Origin of the sequence: Peribacillus sp. FSL R5-0717 (genome assembly GCF_038002945.1) — a bacterium.
Taxonomy (GTDB): domain Bacteria; phylum Bacillota; class Bacilli; order Bacillales; family DSM-1321; genus Peribacillus; species Peribacillus frigoritolerans.
In genome coordinates this window covers 2,920,158-2,937,843 of record NZ_JBBOOF010000001.1, presented here as the reverse complement: position 1 = coordinate 2,937,843, position 17,686 = coordinate 2,920,158, and the positions used below count along the sequence as shown (strand labels likewise).

At 38.6% G+C, this 17,686-nt stretch carries 11 protein-coding genes; 3 read left to right on the top strand and 8 right to left on the bottom strand.

All coding sequences use genetic code 11. The annotated features are described in order from the left end of the window. Window positions 1-3: 3 nt before the first annotated feature. A complete protein-coding gene (locus NYE65_RS14390; protein ID WP_328177439.1) occupies window positions 4-1,062 on the top strand; it encodes a polysaccharide pyruvyl transferase family protein in 1,059 nt (352 codons plus the stop codon). Between the two features lie 3,064 nt (window positions 1,063-4,126). On the opposite strand, the gene NYE65_RS14385 is transcribed toward NYE65_RS14390, so the two are convergent. The 7 genes from NYE65_RS14385 to NYE65_RS14355 form a co-directional block, all read right to left on the bottom strand. Then, entirely contained in the window at window positions 4,127-4,834 is a 708-nt protein-coding gene (locus NYE65_RS14385) for a hypothetical protein (protein ID WP_328177438.1), read from the bottom strand. 667 nt (window positions 4,835-5,501) lie between these two features. Next, window positions 5,502-6,833: a peptide MFS transporter gene (locus NYE65_RS14380; protein WP_268590030.1), complete on the bottom strand. Its 1,332-nt coding sequence runs from the start codon at window positions 6,831-6,833 to the stop codon at window positions 5,502-5,504. A 406-nt stretch (window positions 6,834-7,239) separates the two neighbouring features. Next, complete coding sequence (locus tag NYE65_RS14375) at window positions 7,240-7,872, bottom strand: response regulator (protein WP_328177437.1); 633 nt, start codon at window positions 7,870-7,872, stop codon at window positions 7,240-7,242. Then, window positions 7,869-9,209 carry a sensor histidine kinase gene (locus NYE65_RS14370; protein ID WP_340861117.1) on the bottom strand — a complete coding sequence of 447 codons (1,341 nt, stop codon included), beginning with the start codon at window positions 9,207-9,209 and terminating at the stop codon, window positions 7,869-7,871. The genes NYE65_RS14375 and NYE65_RS14370 overlap by 4 nt, the downstream gene beginning before the upstream one ends. A gap of 461 nt (window positions 9,210-9,670) precedes the next feature. After that, window positions 9,671-10,357: a TetR/AcrR family transcriptional regulator gene (locus NYE65_RS14365; RefSeq protein WP_328177435.1), complete on the bottom strand. Its 687-nt coding sequence runs from the start codon at window positions 10,355-10,357 to the stop codon at window positions 9,671-9,673. A 300-nt stretch (window positions 10,358-10,657) separates the two neighbouring features. Next, entirely contained in the window at window positions 10,658-11,950 is a 1,293-nt protein-coding gene (locus tag NYE65_RS14360; RefSeq protein ID WP_340861116.1) for an MFS transporter, read from the bottom strand. Window positions 11,951-11,976: 26 nt separating this feature from the next. Beyond that, complete coding sequence (locus NYE65_RS14355) at window positions 11,977-14,019, bottom strand: CocE/NonD family hydrolase (protein WP_340861115.1); 2,043 nt, start codon at window positions 14,017-14,019, stop codon at window positions 11,977-11,979. A 427-nt stretch (window positions 14,020-14,446) separates the two neighbouring features. Between NYE65_RS14355 and NYE65_RS14350 the strand changes: the two genes are divergently transcribed. Further along, entirely contained in the window at window positions 14,447-14,647 is a 201-nt protein-coding gene (locus NYE65_RS14350; protein WP_328177432.1) for a hypothetical protein, read from the top strand. Window positions 14,648-14,808: 161 nt separating this feature from the next. After that, window positions 14,809-15,135: a hypothetical protein gene (locus NYE65_RS14345; RefSeq protein ID WP_340861114.1), complete on the top strand. Its 327-nt coding sequence runs from the start codon at window positions 14,809-14,811 to the stop codon at window positions 15,133-15,135. A gap of 105 nt (window positions 15,136-15,240) precedes the next feature. Here NYE65_RS14345 and NYE65_RS14340 read toward each other — a convergent pair whose 3' ends face one another. Further along, entirely contained in the window at window positions 15,241-17,400 is a 2,160-nt protein-coding gene (locus NYE65_RS14340) for a serine hydrolase domain-containing protein (RefSeq protein WP_340861113.1), read from the bottom strand. Between the last annotated feature and the right edge of the window lie 286 nt (window positions 17,401-17,686).

Genomic DNA, 17,686 nt, shown 5'->3' with positions numbered 1-17,686 from the left:
GTATTGAAGAAAGTATTATATATTGGCTGGATTGGTTTTGGCAACTTGGGGGACGAGTTATTATGGAACGTGTTTAAAGAGTTAAACAAGCACTATAATTACTCTACCAAGATTGAGATTGTTCCTTCCCTGCCTGGCGTGGATATCAATCATACGGAAGAATATGACACAGTTATCTTAGGTGGCGGTTCCCTATTACTCCCCGGTTATATGGCAGCACTAAAACAGGCAATAGACCTTGGAAAAGACGTTTTTATATGGGGTAGCGGCCTTGACTGGATAACTAAAGAACAGCTGGACATTATAAACTCAGGACAATCACTATCATTAGAAAAGACTTTTACAGAAAAAGATATAATCTTGTTTCGTGAGACCCTTGAAAAGGCAGCATTTGTTGGTGTAAGGGGACCTATTACCAAGAAGGTTCTAGAGACATTTGGAATCAACAGTGACAAAATTAAACTGATTGGAGATCCCGGGGTCTTGCTTAACCCGCCCGCAGTGATTAGGAAAAAGGAAAAAATAGCAGCAATAAACTGGGGTACAACATTCAACCGATTGTACGGCCAGGATGAAGCTGCTATTGAAAATGCGCTTCTTCAAGTATCCAAAAAATTAATAAAGTCGGGTTATAAAATTTTATTGTACGTTGTCTGGGGCAGTGACCGGGAGGCCTCCAAACGACTTTACGATAAATTGAATGACCCGTTGAATGTGACTTATGATCCATCACTATACTCAGAGGAAGAGCTTATTGAAAAACTCTCTGTCTGCAGTTTGAGCATTAACTTTAAACTTCACGCCAATATCCTTTCCTTAGCAGGAAATGTCCCCTGTATCGCCCTCGGATACAGATTTAAAGTATTTGATTTGTTTCAGTCCCTTGGGCTGGAGAATTTAGTCGTTTCAACCGATTCCGATACACTAGCTCTCGATATTATGGAAGGGATCCGGGAAATTGAACTAAATAATGAAAAGATAATCGAACAATACAAAAATAGAAAGGAACAATTCAGTCCCTTAATAATTGAACCTATAAAAAATAATTTCACAGTAGACTAAGTTTTAGATTTCAATACCAAAATTCCAAATAGTTTCAAATATATTTTCTAAATCCTTAAAATTCACCTCCAGACACAAGTTTCGGGGGTGAGTTTTTTTCTGCGGTTAACTCCAACTGTTTTGGAATAATGAAAATAACAAATAAGAGGACAAACCCGGGGACAAGGAAAACAATTAAGTTATTGCTTGTCCACTTCGAAAAAGCTTCAAAATTGGGCAATTGTTTCTTTTACTTTGACCCAACAAGGTTTAGATAGCTTTAGTATGTAGATTTTAGTAAATTACCAGATAGTTATCACTCTGAAATTGTATAACAAGAAGGCACTCCTTTTAAAAGGAGTGTTTATTAAGTATGAACATAAAAAAGCACCTGTTTAAGGTGCTAAGCTTGTAACGTTTTATATAGTGGATTTTCTAAACCAATTAGAGATTGCATAGTACTTGTCAACTATCATAGGTTGCTACTCGCGGGGATCTAGCTGCCTTCCTTTTTTTAGTTTGATGGCTCCCATTTACCTATAAAAAACGCTATCATTGTTTACCTGCTTTGACTTGGCTTCGCTACGAGACATTTGTATCCCTTGCCTTGGGACCTCCTTTTGTCTTCGGCATTAGCCTTGTTCTCTTTGACTTGCTTTTAGGTCTTTTTGTGGTGTTTGAGCTAGCACAGGTTGCTACTCGCGGCAATTTAGCTGCCTTCGATACTATCCGTAGGTTGTCCCTCATTCCCCCCTTTATATTTCTTTAATCCTGAAAGGTGTGTTCTTCCCAAGCACATACGCTTTCATTCAAAAAAGAAATAATTCGTCTACTTCTCCATACTCAATACCACATAAACGTTTTCAATCAGTTTTTAACTCAATCAACCAAGCTTCCTATCTGATTTCCTTGTTAAAAAAACTCAATTAGTCATAATTTCCACCAATGTTTCACTACATCTTTTAGAACCTTTTAATTTTGTCGATATTTACTCAGAATTTGTAGTTATTTCTCGGGAAATTGTTGAAATTTGAAAATAGTGATTCTAAATAGTTAGAACAAAAGAATTTCTACTATTGATTTGATTGCCTCGGTTTAAATTGTTAACACCTCAATATCGTAAAAGATTCTAAAAAAAACATTAAGAAACCTTTTTCTTATTTTGAAGTAATGTTTCTTAATGGTTTTTTTGTTCAGTTTTAAGTTATGACATATCGTTTGTCAGTTAAATGTTCATCTCACCCGTAGAGCAGCGAGTGTATTGGTTGGAAATTTCTTTAATCCTGAAAGGTGTGTTCTTCCCAAACATATACGATTTCATTCAAAAGAGAAATAATTCGTCACTTCTCCATACTCAATACCCATAGACGTTTTCAATCAAGTTTTTAACTCAATTGGTCATAATTTTCACCAATGTTTTACTACATCTTTTAGAACCTTCTAATTTTGTCGATATCTACTCAGAATTTGTAGTTATTTCTCGGGAAATTGTTGAAATTTGAAAAATAGTGATTCTGAATAGTTGGGAAAAAGGAATTTCTACTATTGATTTGATTGCCTCGGTTTAAACTGTTATTTAACATCTCAATATAGTCAAAGAGACTAAAAAAAGTAATGAAACCTATTTCTTATTGAAGTAATGTTTCTTAATGGTTTTTTGTTGTTCAGTTTTAAGCTATGACATATCGTTTGTCAGTTAAATGTTCATCTCACCCGTAGCTGCGAGTTTATTGGTTAAAAATTAAGCTCTCTTTTAATTGAATGAGAGCATGGGTTAAATTGTCATATGTATCGGGTATCGCTATCTCTGTTTCATTGGTTACTTCTAATCTTTCTTTTTCTTGATACAAGGGGGCCTTTAGCTCTATCGTTTAGGGAGTTCCCCGTATAGCGTATCGCTTTAAGCGTTTCGATGTCGGATTGAAAGAAGGTGTGTAAATTCCCACATTTTAATAATGGTTATTCATTTCGTTCTAAGTTTTAGACATACTTTCGAGCATTGATTTTGCATTTCCACTTCCTTTGAAGAGGATGCTCATTCATTCAGAAGTCAATCCTGTTTCATATCGCCCTTTCTATTTAAAGATGAAGAATCTGTGGACTTATTTTCATGTTATATCGCACACCGATACGAAACATAAAAAAGAACCGATAAGCCCCTTTCTTGAGGAACACTATTGAGGACATGGATCTTGCTGGAGCTGGGAAACCCGTTGTTTTAAGCTGAGCCATATCCTTGTCAGTGGATTGTTCATTTCAAGCGTAGCTGCGAGTTGTTCATTGGTTAGAACATTTAAAATCTCATTTATTTGTTTGGAATTATGGGTTAAGTTGTCTTTATACCGGGTATCGCTATCTCTGTTTCATTGGTTACTTCTAATCTACCTTTTTATAGATACATAAGATCTTTAGCTGTACCCTCCAGGGACATGCCCCTATCACGTATCGCGTAACGCTATGTGCGCTTCGATGTCAGATTGAATAAAGATAGCATCTTAAAAACTCATGTCCTTTTCGTTCTAAGTTTTGACCATACTTTTGAATAGTGGGTGTGCATTCCCACTTCTTCTGCCACTTCCTTAGAAAAGAATACAAAGAATACTCGTTCATTCGGATGTATATCATGTTTGCATCAAACGTCACTTTTCTATTAAACCTAAAGATTCGAATTTATTTGCAAGTTATATCGCCCAGCGATACGCAACACACAAAAAAGAGCCGATCAATCCCTGTCTGGAGCACCTCTATTAAGGATGACTTTTGTTTTTGAATGCATGTTTTCAACCCCCTCAGCTCCCTTTTTATCAAACATGCCTTTTTTGCTTGCTTTAAATTGTGCATTTTGTTTTAGATGCATATCGCTTAAACAAATCTCCAATGAATTTCAATTAAGCCTTCGCTTGCCTTTGGTAGAACGTCCGATACATTGGAATCGCCGAGCTCTTACATAACAGGTGCCAAACCTGTAAAGTTGAAATATTCTTTCTTCATTCTGTTTTTTCAGCTACGCGAATCATATATGGCACTATGAATTTTTTTAAAGTTTTTTGGATTCGCATAGGCAAAAAACCTTAACAGTCATCCCTTATTTTCTGAATATGGAGAAAAGTCCCCGCCATTTTTCGGAACGTTTTTGTATAGCCTCTTCTAAACGTTTATTAAATTCATTTTGTGAACTCCATTCTTTTTTCTGTTCGTCCCGCATATTTTGTATTTCTTTTTGTAAGAGTTCACTTTTTTGTTTTTCTTGTTCCAGCAATGTTTCGTAATGGGTATTTTGTTGTTCAGTTAATTGTTCAATTTTAGTATTAGTTCTTTGCGCTGAATTTCCTATACTAGAACTTATAACATGATGATCTTGCTGGAGCCGGGAAACCTTTGTTTTAAGCTGTGACATATCGTTGGTCAGTTGGGCATTCATTTCACGTGTGGCTGCGAGTTCATTGACTAAAAACATTAAGACCTCGTTTAATTGATTGGGGTCGTGGGGTGAATTTTCATATGTATCGGGTATCGCTATGTGTGTTTCATTGGATCCTTCTAATCTTTCTTTTTGTTGATACACAAGGTCTTTAGCTGTATCGTCTAGGGGCTTGTCCGTATCGCGTAGCGCTATAAGCGCTCCGATGTCAGATTTAACAAAGATACGCCGATCTCCATCTTTCAAAAACTCATATCCATTCCGCTCTAAGATTTGACCATACTTTCGAACAGTGGGAGTTGCAATCCCCACTTCTTCTGCCACTTCCTTGGAAGAGAAAGCTCGTTCATTCAGTTGTATATCGCGTCGCATATCGGACCTCTTTTCTATAACTAGTTGTATCTGTAGTCTACCCGACCTTAAATTTTCTGTCTAGATAAGTATAGCCTATCCAGAAGTCGTTAGGGATAGCGATAAGATTCCCTTATCCTTTCTTCTGTTTCCATATAGGATTAGATTACCTATTCACTTACCTTCCTTCTCTTGCATAGCCTCCATCTCCCCTTATAATTGGGGATGTTACATCTGGTTGGGCCTGGCGCCTGGTCCCGTGCCTTTGGAAAACTGGCCAGCCTTATCCTCAGGATTCCCCCTTTTTTTGTTGCAAGTTATCACTCGTACAAATTTCATATAATCACTTAAGTGGAGTGGAATTACATCCTAATTCATAGGCTCTTTTACATAACAAGCTCTGAGTGCTTTTCTAATAAAAGTGGCTGGTCGATTATTGAAACCAAGTTTATTAATCCACCTAAGTGTTTATTATTGTTTCTCATCTAATATAGCTTTGACTTGTTTTATAAGAACTTCCCATTGATTTGCTTTTGTTTACTTATGTTCCGTACCATTCAAATTGATGAAGGACTCGTGAAAATGCTGAAACACACAAACAGAAAGGAACAATTCTATTATTTTCCCACTAAAAAAAGCTCGACCCAAATGGCACATTATATGCCTTTTGGGTCAGCTCATTTTTTCATTATTTCATCAGCTTTGCAACTGGCTTCGAAAGAAACAACAATACAATACCTAAACCAATTGTTACAAAACCAATCACACTAAAGATTTCCAGGTAACCTAAAGACTGCGTATATGCAGCTAATTGTCCGGCTACCATATTGGCCACTGCGGAACTTGCCAGCCATACTCCCATTAGAAGAGAGGCTAGCTTGATTGGAGCAATTTTGCTTACCATTGACAAACCAACTGGTGAAATCATTAGTTCGGCTAATGTATGAAGGAAATACGTTACAATCATGAACAGGATGTTCACTTTCAGCGCTGTATCGTTTCCTGTGTACATAACGGCAGGAAGCAGTACTAAGAAACCTAACCCAACAGTGACTAAACCAAGAGCCATCTTCGTTGGGGTTTTTAAGTCACCGCGTTTTGAGCTGCCAAGCTTGTACCATAAAGCAGACATAATTGGCGCTAAAATCACGATGAATAATGGGTTCAATGATTGGAACCAGGCAGTTGGAACCTCAAAGCCAAATACATTCCGATCAATTTGGTCATTGGCATACAATGTCAAAGAACTTCCTGCCTGCTCGAAAGCGGCCCAGAACGCAATGACGAAGACTGCCAAAATAACGATAGCCGCTGTACGTTTTTGTTCTCTTTTCGTTAACTGTGCAGCTGATTTTTTACCAGCTGTAACTTCCGGTTTGCCAGTAGGTCCTTTACCTATATCACCTAAATAGCGATTGCCTAATAAGTTGAAAACTAACTGTCCTACAATCATGCCAATTGCTGCTGTCAAGAACCCATATTTATAGCTCATAAGCCCTACCACTAACGGTGCGAAGAAAGCCCCAACGTTAATACCCATATAGAAGATGGTGAAAGCCCCATCACGACGCGGATCATTGTCTTCATAAAGATCACCAACAATTGTCGAGATGTTTGGCTTGAAGAAACCATTACCGATAATCAATAAACCAAGACCAATGTAAAGCGCTGTTAAACTCTGACTTGCGAATAGCGAAAAGTTACCCAGCGCCATTAAAATACCGCCAATCGTGATCGCCAATCTTCTGCCTATGAAACGGTCAGTCAAGTATCCGCCAATCATTGGCGTAATATAAACGGCACCAGTAAAGAATCCGTATATGCCCATAGCCGCAGATTTGTCGACTCCAAGCCCGCCGTTTACAACCGTTGCTGTTAAGTAAAGAACAAGGATTGCCCTCATTCCGTAATAGCTGAAGCGCTCCCATGCCTCAGTAGCGAACAGCATATACAGTCCTGGAGGATGCTTTTTCCTAGACTGGTTTGGCTGCTGAACTTCTTCTTTTAATAGTGCTTGCATAATAAAGTCCTCCTCAATATGGTTAACCACCAATCGTTACATTCACAAAATAATTGCATGGTCTTTATTTTAATAGACAATTGATTGGTACGATGATGGCCACTCATTCCATCCACCTCACCATCAGTAAGCGTTTTCATTTTTAATCTTCGCTCTGGTGCAAAAAGAATCTGATAGCAAAATCTACATGGGCATAAACTTATAAATTCATTCATTTAACTTGAAGACATTCAATGAAGGTATTTATATTTTAAAGAATCTTTAGTGTTGTAAAATAATTTTATATTATCAGAAAATATAAAAATACAGAAAAAAAAGAAAAAAAGTCTTGTTGCATTAATGGTCTGTGCAGCAACGGAGCCCCCCCCCATCATAATAAAAAACTGCCTTGTATTAAGGCAGTTTCTTAGTCAACAATCCATTGATATAAATTTTTGGGTCTTCCTATTTTTTGATAACTCACAATAGTTTCCACTTTTCCTTCATCAAGTAAATGCATAATATAGCGATAGACGGTCGGATAAGCCAATCCAACTTCTTTAGAAATTGTATCAACAGAAAAAGGCTCACGATTAGAATATAGAAAATCACTCACGTGACGAAGTGTTCTCTTACTAATTCCCTTTGTTACAAATACATCCTTCTCTTCACTGGATTTTTGCTGCGAAGATTGGGTTAATTTTGCTAGGCGGGCATGGAGTTGAATTCTTGAAATCAAATCAGGCGCTTTTACAGGCTTTAAGGCAAAATCCGTTGCGCCTGCTTCAAGAAAGCGATCAGCAATTTCCTGTCGTTCATCGACTGTTAATACAAGAATCGGAACATCGGCATTAAGTTTACGAAGCTCACCCACTGTTTTTATTCCGTCCATTTCCGGCATATGATAATCAACTAAAACAACATCCGCTCCTTTTTCTGCAAACACATTTAACCCTTCTTTTCCGTTGTTAGCCGTATCTGCATTCCAGCCGGCAAATTCACAAATTTCACTTAGCATATATTGAATTGATGCATCATCATCAATGACTAAAATGTTCATCTTGACACACTCCCCTCAGCAAGTTTAATCCAAATTATTGTCCCGTGCCCAAGCTTGCTGTCAATTTCCACAGATGCACCATGTCCTTCAGCAACTTGTCGTACGAAAGCTAATCCCATCCCTGGATGCGATTTCGTACTGAACCCAGCTTTCCATATTTCCACCTGCTCTTTAGGTGAAATCCCTTTCCCGTTATCTGATACGCCCAACCAAAGTTCATTTTCATAGGTTTTTACCTTAAGCAAAATCTTTCCATCTTCCACTCCATTCACTGCATCATAAGCATTGTCAATTAAATTCACCAATGCCCTTGTCATTCGGATTTTATTAATGAAAATTTCAATTTCAGGATCTGTTTGAAAGTCTACCTTCAGATTAAGATTTGTCCCGCTCAGTCTGCTTGCTTCGACATATTCAACTAAATCTTTTATACGGCACCAATGTTTTTTATCATCATATAAAATCTCGGAAATCATGTCGCTAACGGAAAGAATCGATGCTGAAATCCTTTGGCAATATTCTTTAATTTTAGAATCGTCCACTTTCATACTAATTAAAGAATTCAACCCCTCAATTGCTGTAAGAGGCGTTTTTAAATCATGGACCAGATATAGTGCTTCCCGTCCTGATCTTGACTGCATTGCTTCTAACTGCGCATAATGAAGCTCTTGCTTTATCCGCCATCTTTGTTCAGATAAAGAAAAATACACAGCTAAAATAACAGCATTAATAACAAAAATCAAACACAAAGTTAAACTGTACAATGTTAAAGATTGCTCAAATCCAATTAGAACCGCTATATCTTTTAATTCCTTTGAAATCGATCCTTGGCCAAATCCATATTGGGATAAAGAAGGAATCTCATTCAGCCATTCAATCCCAAAGATTAATTGAGAACAAATAATCGTTTTAATAATGGGCTTTAGTCTACCCTTTTCAAAGGCTTGCAATAATAAGATGGCTAACAACAATAACAACGCATATGCGCTAAATGAGTATGTTAAAGAATAATAAGCATTTATCACGATATAATCGAGAGGAATAACAATAAGAGGAATGACGACTTTTAACCATGGACGGTTTAAACGAGCACCGATTTCGTCTCCCAACAGCAGTGCACCAATATAATGAAACAAAGCTAAAACTGTATTTAAAGAAATTAACAAAAAAACGGCAAGCATTAGCTTATTTCCCGTTTCTTCACCTTCTCTTAAAGAAATAAGCAAATCAGTAAGGCCAATTTCGTCAGGACCCAACCACGACAGTAAGAATACCCCGAATAAAATTACTCCAATTTTTATCCATATTGTCCAAGACCTCATAAGACTAGCTATCATAATCATTTCACCTTTAATCGATTATTTGCTTCTAGAATAGAATGATAACCATTCTTTCATTTCGTATTGATTTAAATGTATGTATACCCTTCCATTCTCATTATACGCAATTCATCATTATTATGAAAATTGATAAAAAAATGGGTTCTAATGCTCGAACATCTTGCAAGTAAACTCTAAATCTTGAACAAAGATTATGTACTTGAACTGTTTTGTAACGTTTTAACTGAGGTTTTATATCATTCACGGATGGCTAATATTCTATAGGTATGTCCCGTTTCAACGACCTAAGTCTTTCAAGGAAAGGGTGCGTTTCTGGGGAAAGAAATGTGCTCCAAGAGCCGGTGCCTTCGCATTAGGAAGATTATCGAAGGTAGACAAGAAATAATAAAATATTATCCCAAGCCTGTCGCTAGGAAAACAAATGTATAGTAAATTTTATTTGTCAAATGGAGAGAATGCTACTGCCGATTGGCATGATCCTTTTTAAAATGAAAGAGATTTGCGTTGTGTACAATCTCTGTTATATAGTTCATGGTGATTTTTGCAGCCGTTTGAAAATCGTAGCTTTTGCGATTATTTAAAACATTCGTAAACATTCCCTGCCATACTAAAATGGTCAATTCATTAATTGCATCAACGTTTTCCTCTTTAATGTAGCCCTCTCTTAGTGCAATTTCTAAAAAGGATCGCCCTCTTTTTGACACATTACGTTCGAAAAGGATAATCTTTAATTCTTCAGGGATGTTAATCAAATCAGATGGATAGATTTTGTAATAGTCTTCAAGCAACTTTTCAGGTTGATCGGCTAGGTCCATAATAAAAACCGCATGGAAGATTTGTGGTTGCTGAAAAGAGTGATTACAAAAACATTCCCATGCTAATAAGTACTTTTCAATTGGATCTTTTCCTTTTTCAATATAAACAGCTACCTCATCTGTGTAGCATTTCAAGAATTTCATTGAAGCGAAAAAAATCAAATGGGAGACTTCAGAAAAATAGTTATAAATGGTTGCGCTATTATAACCCGCTTTATCCGCAACTTTCCTTATTGTTACATTCTCTAAACCTTCCTCTTCGATAATTTCAGCTGTTGCGTCCACAAAGTATTTCCACATGCGGCCCATTTGTATTTCTTTTTTTTTCATATCTATTCCCCTCACATTTTTAAAAAAGATATAGGTCCATTTCAATCACTGAACCCTATAAAACATAGCTTTCTGTATTCTTATCTATATTTTATTGGGGCATGCTAATCAATTAAGTGCTTAAGGTTAAATTATACCAAACTATGGCATGGAAGCCGAAAGAACATTAGCCCACAATAGAAACGTATAAAAATAAAAAGCTGGCAAAAAACAAAACGTTTATCGCCAGCCTTTTTACATTTTGGGGGATCTTTAAGAAAACCTCATTATTCTATCACTTGGGTACCCTCTTGCCTTTTGCTAACTTGCTTTCATTTCTCTCTTAAGGAGCGAAATCTCTTTTCGTTTTTCTTTCGTTACTCTTTGCCAAATTATAGCCGTAATCAACCCAACAATCGTCAAGCCTAATAAAATTGTAAATAATACCTTATAACCGTCTGTACCACTCCAGTGGTCCAAACAAGCACCTGCAACAATTGGCATAAAGATTTCTCCGCTATACCCAATAATCATCAAGGGCATGGCAACTGTTCCTGTTGTTTCGACAGGATAGTCTCCTTCCACCAAAATAGCGAAGTGCGTTGCCTGTAATGCATACATTGATATATAAATAATCGCTATAAAAACTAACAGTAATAAGATGAAAGAAGGCTTTCCGGGTAATACGATGAGAGCAGCTAAACCGATTGCCAGAACACAATAGCCAATTATGACCATATTCGAAATACCAATTCGATCCCCGATAATGCCAGAGCCGAAACTTCCGATTGGGCGACAATATTGTGAAAAGTAACCCAAAGCAGCGGCAATTATTGTTGAAGCACCAAAGGCGGCCGTTGCATAAGGCGTAATATAATAGAAACTATTAATCATCGCATAAGACGTTAATATAAGAATGGCTGCCAACCAGGTTGTTGGCATTTTGAGTATCCTCAAAAGTATTGCCCAATCAAATTTTTTATCTTCCTTTTCTTTTATTTCACCACTACTTTTGTTACCATCTGGTTCCTTATAAAGTAACATAATCATGAACCCTAAAAGAATACACATCACGGAATAGAAAATAATCACAGAAGACAATGCCAGCTTGTCACTCAGTTGCTTTGCTAAAATGGCGAAGAGTCCTAATACCAAAGCAGATTCGATAACTTTGGCAGCACCGCGTCCGCCTTCAAAAAAGCCGAATGCTTTTCCTTGTTCATTTTCAGATGCTAACGAACGGACGGCTTTTATTAATGCTACCCAAAAGGTCATGATGGATGTTATTCCCCAAGCTGCATAGATTAGCAGCAACACAGGGTAAGGGGGATACAATAGTAAAGCAAAGCCTAGGATCCCTGTCGCAAATAAAGATATGGACAACAAGTGCTTCGTTCTCCATCGATCTGCCACATACCCTCCAAAGATATAGGAAATCAAACAGCAAACTCCATAAGCACTGCCAAGCGTACCCATTTGTGTATTGGTTAAGTGAAAGGCATTTAAGAATACATCATAATAATAGTTTCGAAAATAAGGCAATGTATAAATCATTTCACCTGCAATGATTAATATGACTAGAGTAGGTATATTTTTCCTTAGTTTACCTTTCATCTCTTTTCTCTCCAATCCCTGGCTTTTTAAAGTCCTAAACGCTCAATCTTTTGATCCCAATTCTTATGGAATGCCGGTCGGCTGTTTTCTTTAACATCCATTTCCCCAACAATCATAAAGCTTTCTGCATCAGAAGTTTGCGTAACGGTAATGTCAGCTTCAATCCACCAACCCTCACGCCCAATTCTCATTTTTTGACAAATGGTATATTTCGCCGAAAGAGGATTAGCATTACTTAATGTCAACTCTCGTCTCAAATTGTGTTCAACCGTAACATCGATGTCATCAAAGCGATAGACCCCTTCACCAAATACCCCTCCTACACCATCGGTTATGCAAGTCCATGTATCCGTTAAAATATCGTAAGAAATGGAACGATCGACTTTTCCCTCTGAAAGTATAGTTGTCGGAGTTAATGGCGCGCTTTGAGGACTCATATTCGGTCCAGATACCCGGCTTCCTTTAAAAATTGGTAATGAAAACTTTGCGGTTTCAAGATTCAGAGTAAGTGTTGCATCCTCAGGCATTGGCCAAAACATTGGCCAAAAAGTTGTTGCAATAGACAAACGTATCCGGTGTCCGGCTTTAAATTTATGCCCGCAACAGTCTAAATTAACAAATGCATTTACTTTTTCACCAGGGGTTAACAAGTCTACTTGATCATGTCCATTTAAATGGGTTAAATTCATTACTCCATAAGAAACACGGGTAACGGCTCCATCTGGTGCCACATCTGATAGTTGTGCGAAGAGCATTGCCTTTGGTTTGTCACTTGTCATTTGCACTTCAAATCTTGGATAACCAACTATTTCTAATGGGCTTTCTAAGACATCCCCTTCAAATACCATCGCCATACCATCATCCAATCGTTGATCTGACGGACTTTCCCCCGGTACTCCTGCACCCATCCATTCACCTGATAAAAGGCCATGATTTAAAGGTGTTTTTAATAACACTCTCTCTTCTGTTTCATCTCTTTCTTCTAGCAATTTACCATGAGTCAATTGATAAGTTTGCGTTAGAACTTCATTTGATGGCCAGGAATCGAGTTTAACCCACTCTCCTTTACTTACTGGTTTAATGGAAGAAGGAGGCATACTTTCCTCAAGCCATACATTCACCATTGGTCCATCCATCGCATCGTTCTCTTTTCCTTTTAGCCAATGGTCCCACCATTTAACAGCTTCTTGCAAAAAGCCCATTGCTGGTCCTGGAACTCCATCATGAGGGTATACGTGTGCCCAAGGACCAATAATCCCCTTTCTGGGAACTGAAAGCCCTTTCATTAAACTTAATACGGTATTCGTATAAGAATCTTCCCAACCATCGATGGCTAGAACCGGCACTTCAATGTCATCGTAATTTTCACAAACTGAACCATGCTTCCAATAAGCATCTCTCGTTTGGTGCTCCATCCATTGCGCCATCCATAAAGGCATTTCCTCTAATCTTTCCAGCCATTTTTCACGCCAGCTACCCCCAACAATATGAGGGTCAAGCGGACGCACCTGATAAGCCAGCATAATGGCCCCCCACCAGAAATTATCATTTAAGAGGCAGCCGCCTTTATAGTGGATATCATTGTTATACCGGTCATCGGTAAACCCGAGTGTAATAATTGCTTTTAAATTTTTGGGTCTTCTGGCTGCAACCTGAAGCGAATTAAAGCCCCCCCATGATTTACCGATCATACCGATATTTCCATCACACCAATTTTGTTTTGAGATCCAATCAATAACTTCCAGAGCATCATCTTGTTCTTGCTTTAAGTATTCATCCCTTAACAGACCATCTGATTCTCCCGAACCCCTCATATCCACTCTGACAACTGCATATCCATGCCCGGCAAAATAACCATGCATCGGTTCATCTCTTGCCCTTGTACCGTCTGTTTTTCTGTAAGGAATGTACTCTAAAATGGCAGGTACTTTTTGACCTTCCCTAATCTCAGGCAACCAGATACGACTTGAAAGTCTAGTTCCATCTTTTAAAACAATCCAAGTGTTTTCAATGGTTTGAACCGCATAAGGAAAATTAGTGATAATTTCTTTTTCTTTATACTCTGACATTTCCCAACCTCCTCTTAGTCATTTTCATCCGCCATAAAGTAGTCATTATCTTTATTTTTAACTCACTATTAGCGCTTTGTATAAATTTTTAATCGTAATTATAAAACAATCAAAGTAATTTTATAATCATGATTATATTTGTGGAATTAGTATATCACCCGAAGATATGTTAAACAACTTAAAATTTTCAGAATTCTTATATTGGATTTTTACTTTACATAAAAAGAAAAGGCCTCCCACAGTAAACTGTGGGAGGCCATCAACTTTAAAAATATTTACATGTTAGGTGAGCACTCATTACTGAATCGTCGTTAAACCCCTATATTAAGGGATTTAAGCGATGATTACATCATGCCGCCCATCTAAGAGGTGGTTTTTTACTCTTATATGGGTTGGCAGAACCTTTGTATCAACTTGGGTTATAAGAATGGATATTGTATACGTTGGAATGAAAAAGAAAAAAACCTTAAATCCAAATCAAACTGCGTTATTAAAGAAACATATAAAAAAATTTGAAGAAAAAGATGGTGTTTTAACTGAAGCCTTCACGATTGATGGTGATGCAGGCATGATTTTATACGGATTTGTGTCTCCGAATAAAACTGTAAAAGGCGTGGTTTTTATATAGATCAATAAATCCAAAGGAGTTTTGTAAATGAATTTAAAAAAGGTTTCTAGTGGCTGTCTTGTTTTTTTGCTTGTGTTGGTTGTATCAGCTTGTGAGAGTAATGGCGTAATGGAGGGATTGGAAAGGCTACTGAACTCAACTTGAGAGAAGTTAAAGCATTTATGGATGATGAAAAAACAGGGTTTTTATATGTGAAATCAGCATTTGATTCTGATTCTGATAAAGAACTCGATCGAATGCAGTTAAGCGAAATTGAACGAGTTGCCGAGGCTGAAAAGATTGATTTTTATGTGTTTGATGCAAAAGAACTGCCTACTTCAGAACTTTACGAACAGAATACTTCAAAACGTACTCTTGTGCAATATTCAGGAACCTTCGCCTTTTATCAAGAGGGTGAAATCAAAGTGGAATTGGATTTTAAAGATATTTCAGTAAATGATGTTTCTGGCGAAGTTGAAAAATTTGTTCAAAATATGAAGCATGATTAATCCAAATAAGGTTAACCACAATAGTGCAGTTAACCATTGATAAAGCAATCGTAGCAAGAAAACCGACACCGCACTCAAATAAAGGGCACGATGTCGGCTTAAAACTTAACGGCCAAACTCCTTATTGAATATTTTATCGCGAGCCCCTATGACTTCCGGGGCCACCGAGTTGATGGCCGTTACCAAAATATGCTTTCCGCCTATAGGTCCGCCAACTCTCGTTTCAAATCCGAAAGTACCGCCGGCATGCCCCCAATAGGATTGCCCATCCGGTGTTTTTCCTTCATAAATCCCTAGTCCGACTTTACCCATAGGTGAATCCACTGCTGTGAGCATCTGGTCCATCATCTCTTGATTCAGAAGCTTTCCACCCAACAGCGCACTGAAGAAGGTGGTCAAATCATTGACTGTTGAAACCATATCTCCGGCTGCATTTGCCCATGATTGATTCACTTCTGTCAAATCATACAAATGACCCGATCTGTCCATATTATATCCTGTGGCATGCTCACCTGGGATATAGGAGCTATTTCCCATTACGAACGTCTCTGTCAGCCCAAGCGGTTCGATGAACCTTTTCCTGATCTGCTCCGCATACGTATCTCCTGTTACCTTCTTAATAATTTGACCGGCTAGTACTGTATTGATGTTGGAATAATTCCATCCCTCCCCTGGTGCAAATACAGGTGGCTTTGCAAGTGCCAAACTGATAAGCTCGTCGGCGGTATAATAACGGAATGGATTTTGAGGCAAGGTAATATCTCGCATATTCGAATCTGTATAGCTCGCAAGCCCGCTTGTATGGTTCAATAACTGACGAATCGTAATTTTATTGCCGTCATACCCGTTACCCTTTATGACCCCCGGCAGCCACTTTTCGACCGAATCATCCAGGTTCAATTGTTTCTCCTCAGCCAACTGCAATACAACGGAAGCGGTGAACGTCTTCGTGATGCTTCCAATACGGAATGAAAAGTTCGGTTCCACCTGGCGAGGTACTTCGTAGCTGGCTGTACCTGTAGCGTAGGACCAGCGTTTCCCGTCCTTTAGCCCGCCAGCCACGACACTTGGTACTCTTTTGTTGGTTATCACCTCATCCATGACGCATTTGACTTCTTCCCGATGCTTGCTTTTCTTTTCCTCCTCCTTGAGTTCTTTTTTGGCTTCTCTTGCGAATTCCGACGCTAAAATATTGTTGATATGTTTATCCGCATTTCCTAGTACATTGATATTTATAGAGATGACATGTTGACCGTCTTCCGTTCCGCCTGCAAAGTTGGTAAATCCGGGAATACCGCCGCCATGTCCCCATACGATGGTGCCGTCCGGCAGCTTTGTTCCGTGTATGCCAAGTCCATACTTTCCATATGGGGAGTCGGCTGTGCTGGTCATCATTTCCTTCTGTATCTCTGGTTTCAACAGCTTTCCGCCTAATAAAGCGCGGAAAAACGTCGTCAAGTCTTCCCCTGTCGAGATCATTTCCCCGCCGGCGTTAGCGAATGATGGGTTAAGCACAGTAATATCTACTAATTTACCACCAATGTTCAAGTAGCCTCGTGCATTTTTTTTCGGAATATCTACCGAGCTGCCAGGGAGGAACGTTTCTTTAAGTTGAAGCGGTTCAATAATTCGCTTCTTAATCTGTTCGGCATATGTTTCCCCGGTGACCTTCTGGATAATGAGCCCCATAATGGCCGCATTCGTGTTCGAGTATGCCCACCCCGTTACCGGCTCTAGCTCCAGGGCCTGGGCAATTAACTGTTCGGGTGTATAATTTTGGCCTGGATTTTCCAGTAATTTAGTCTTGAGCTCTGGAGTCAAGTAGTCTGGAATTCCGCTTGTATGATTTAACAATTGACGAATCTTAATGTTATTGCCGTCGTAACCCTTGCCCTGCACAAGCCCCGGCAGCCATTTCTCCACCGTATCATCGAGACTCAGCTTCTTCTCGCCAGCAAGCTGCAAGGCAACCGTAGCGACAAACGACTTCGTTGTACTTCCGATCCGGAAAGCGGAGTCGGCGTCCACCTTATGGTTTCTTTCAATATTCGCTTCACCGGAAGCATATGACCAGCTCGCCTCTCCTTTCTTCACCGTATTAATAACGCCTGGAATATTGTCGGCATTGGCAGCTTTATCGATAGCATGTTGGGTTGGCGTCTTACACGTCGCTTGTACAGTTCCATAAGCAGGGTATACCATTGTACCCGCCAATATAGCTGTTAAGGTAAATGCTGCTCCTTTTTGAATGATGAATGATTTCATAACGCATCGCTCCTATTATTTTGGAATGTTGTGTTGCTTCACTCCCTGACCTTACCCCCGAAGTTGTTAAATCGGATAGTGATGAAACCGCCAAACTTTTGATGACATCGTGCTCGAACCCTTCACATATATCGCATGACAAACTGTCAACAGTCTCATGTGACGTGTTGACAGCCAATTTCTAAACCATTACCCCCTCCTTCGCTTGACGTATCGGAAGTTATGGTACAAGATAGCTCTGAATCATTCGGAAATTGGTTTGCAAAAAAAAAAAAAGTAGGTGTAC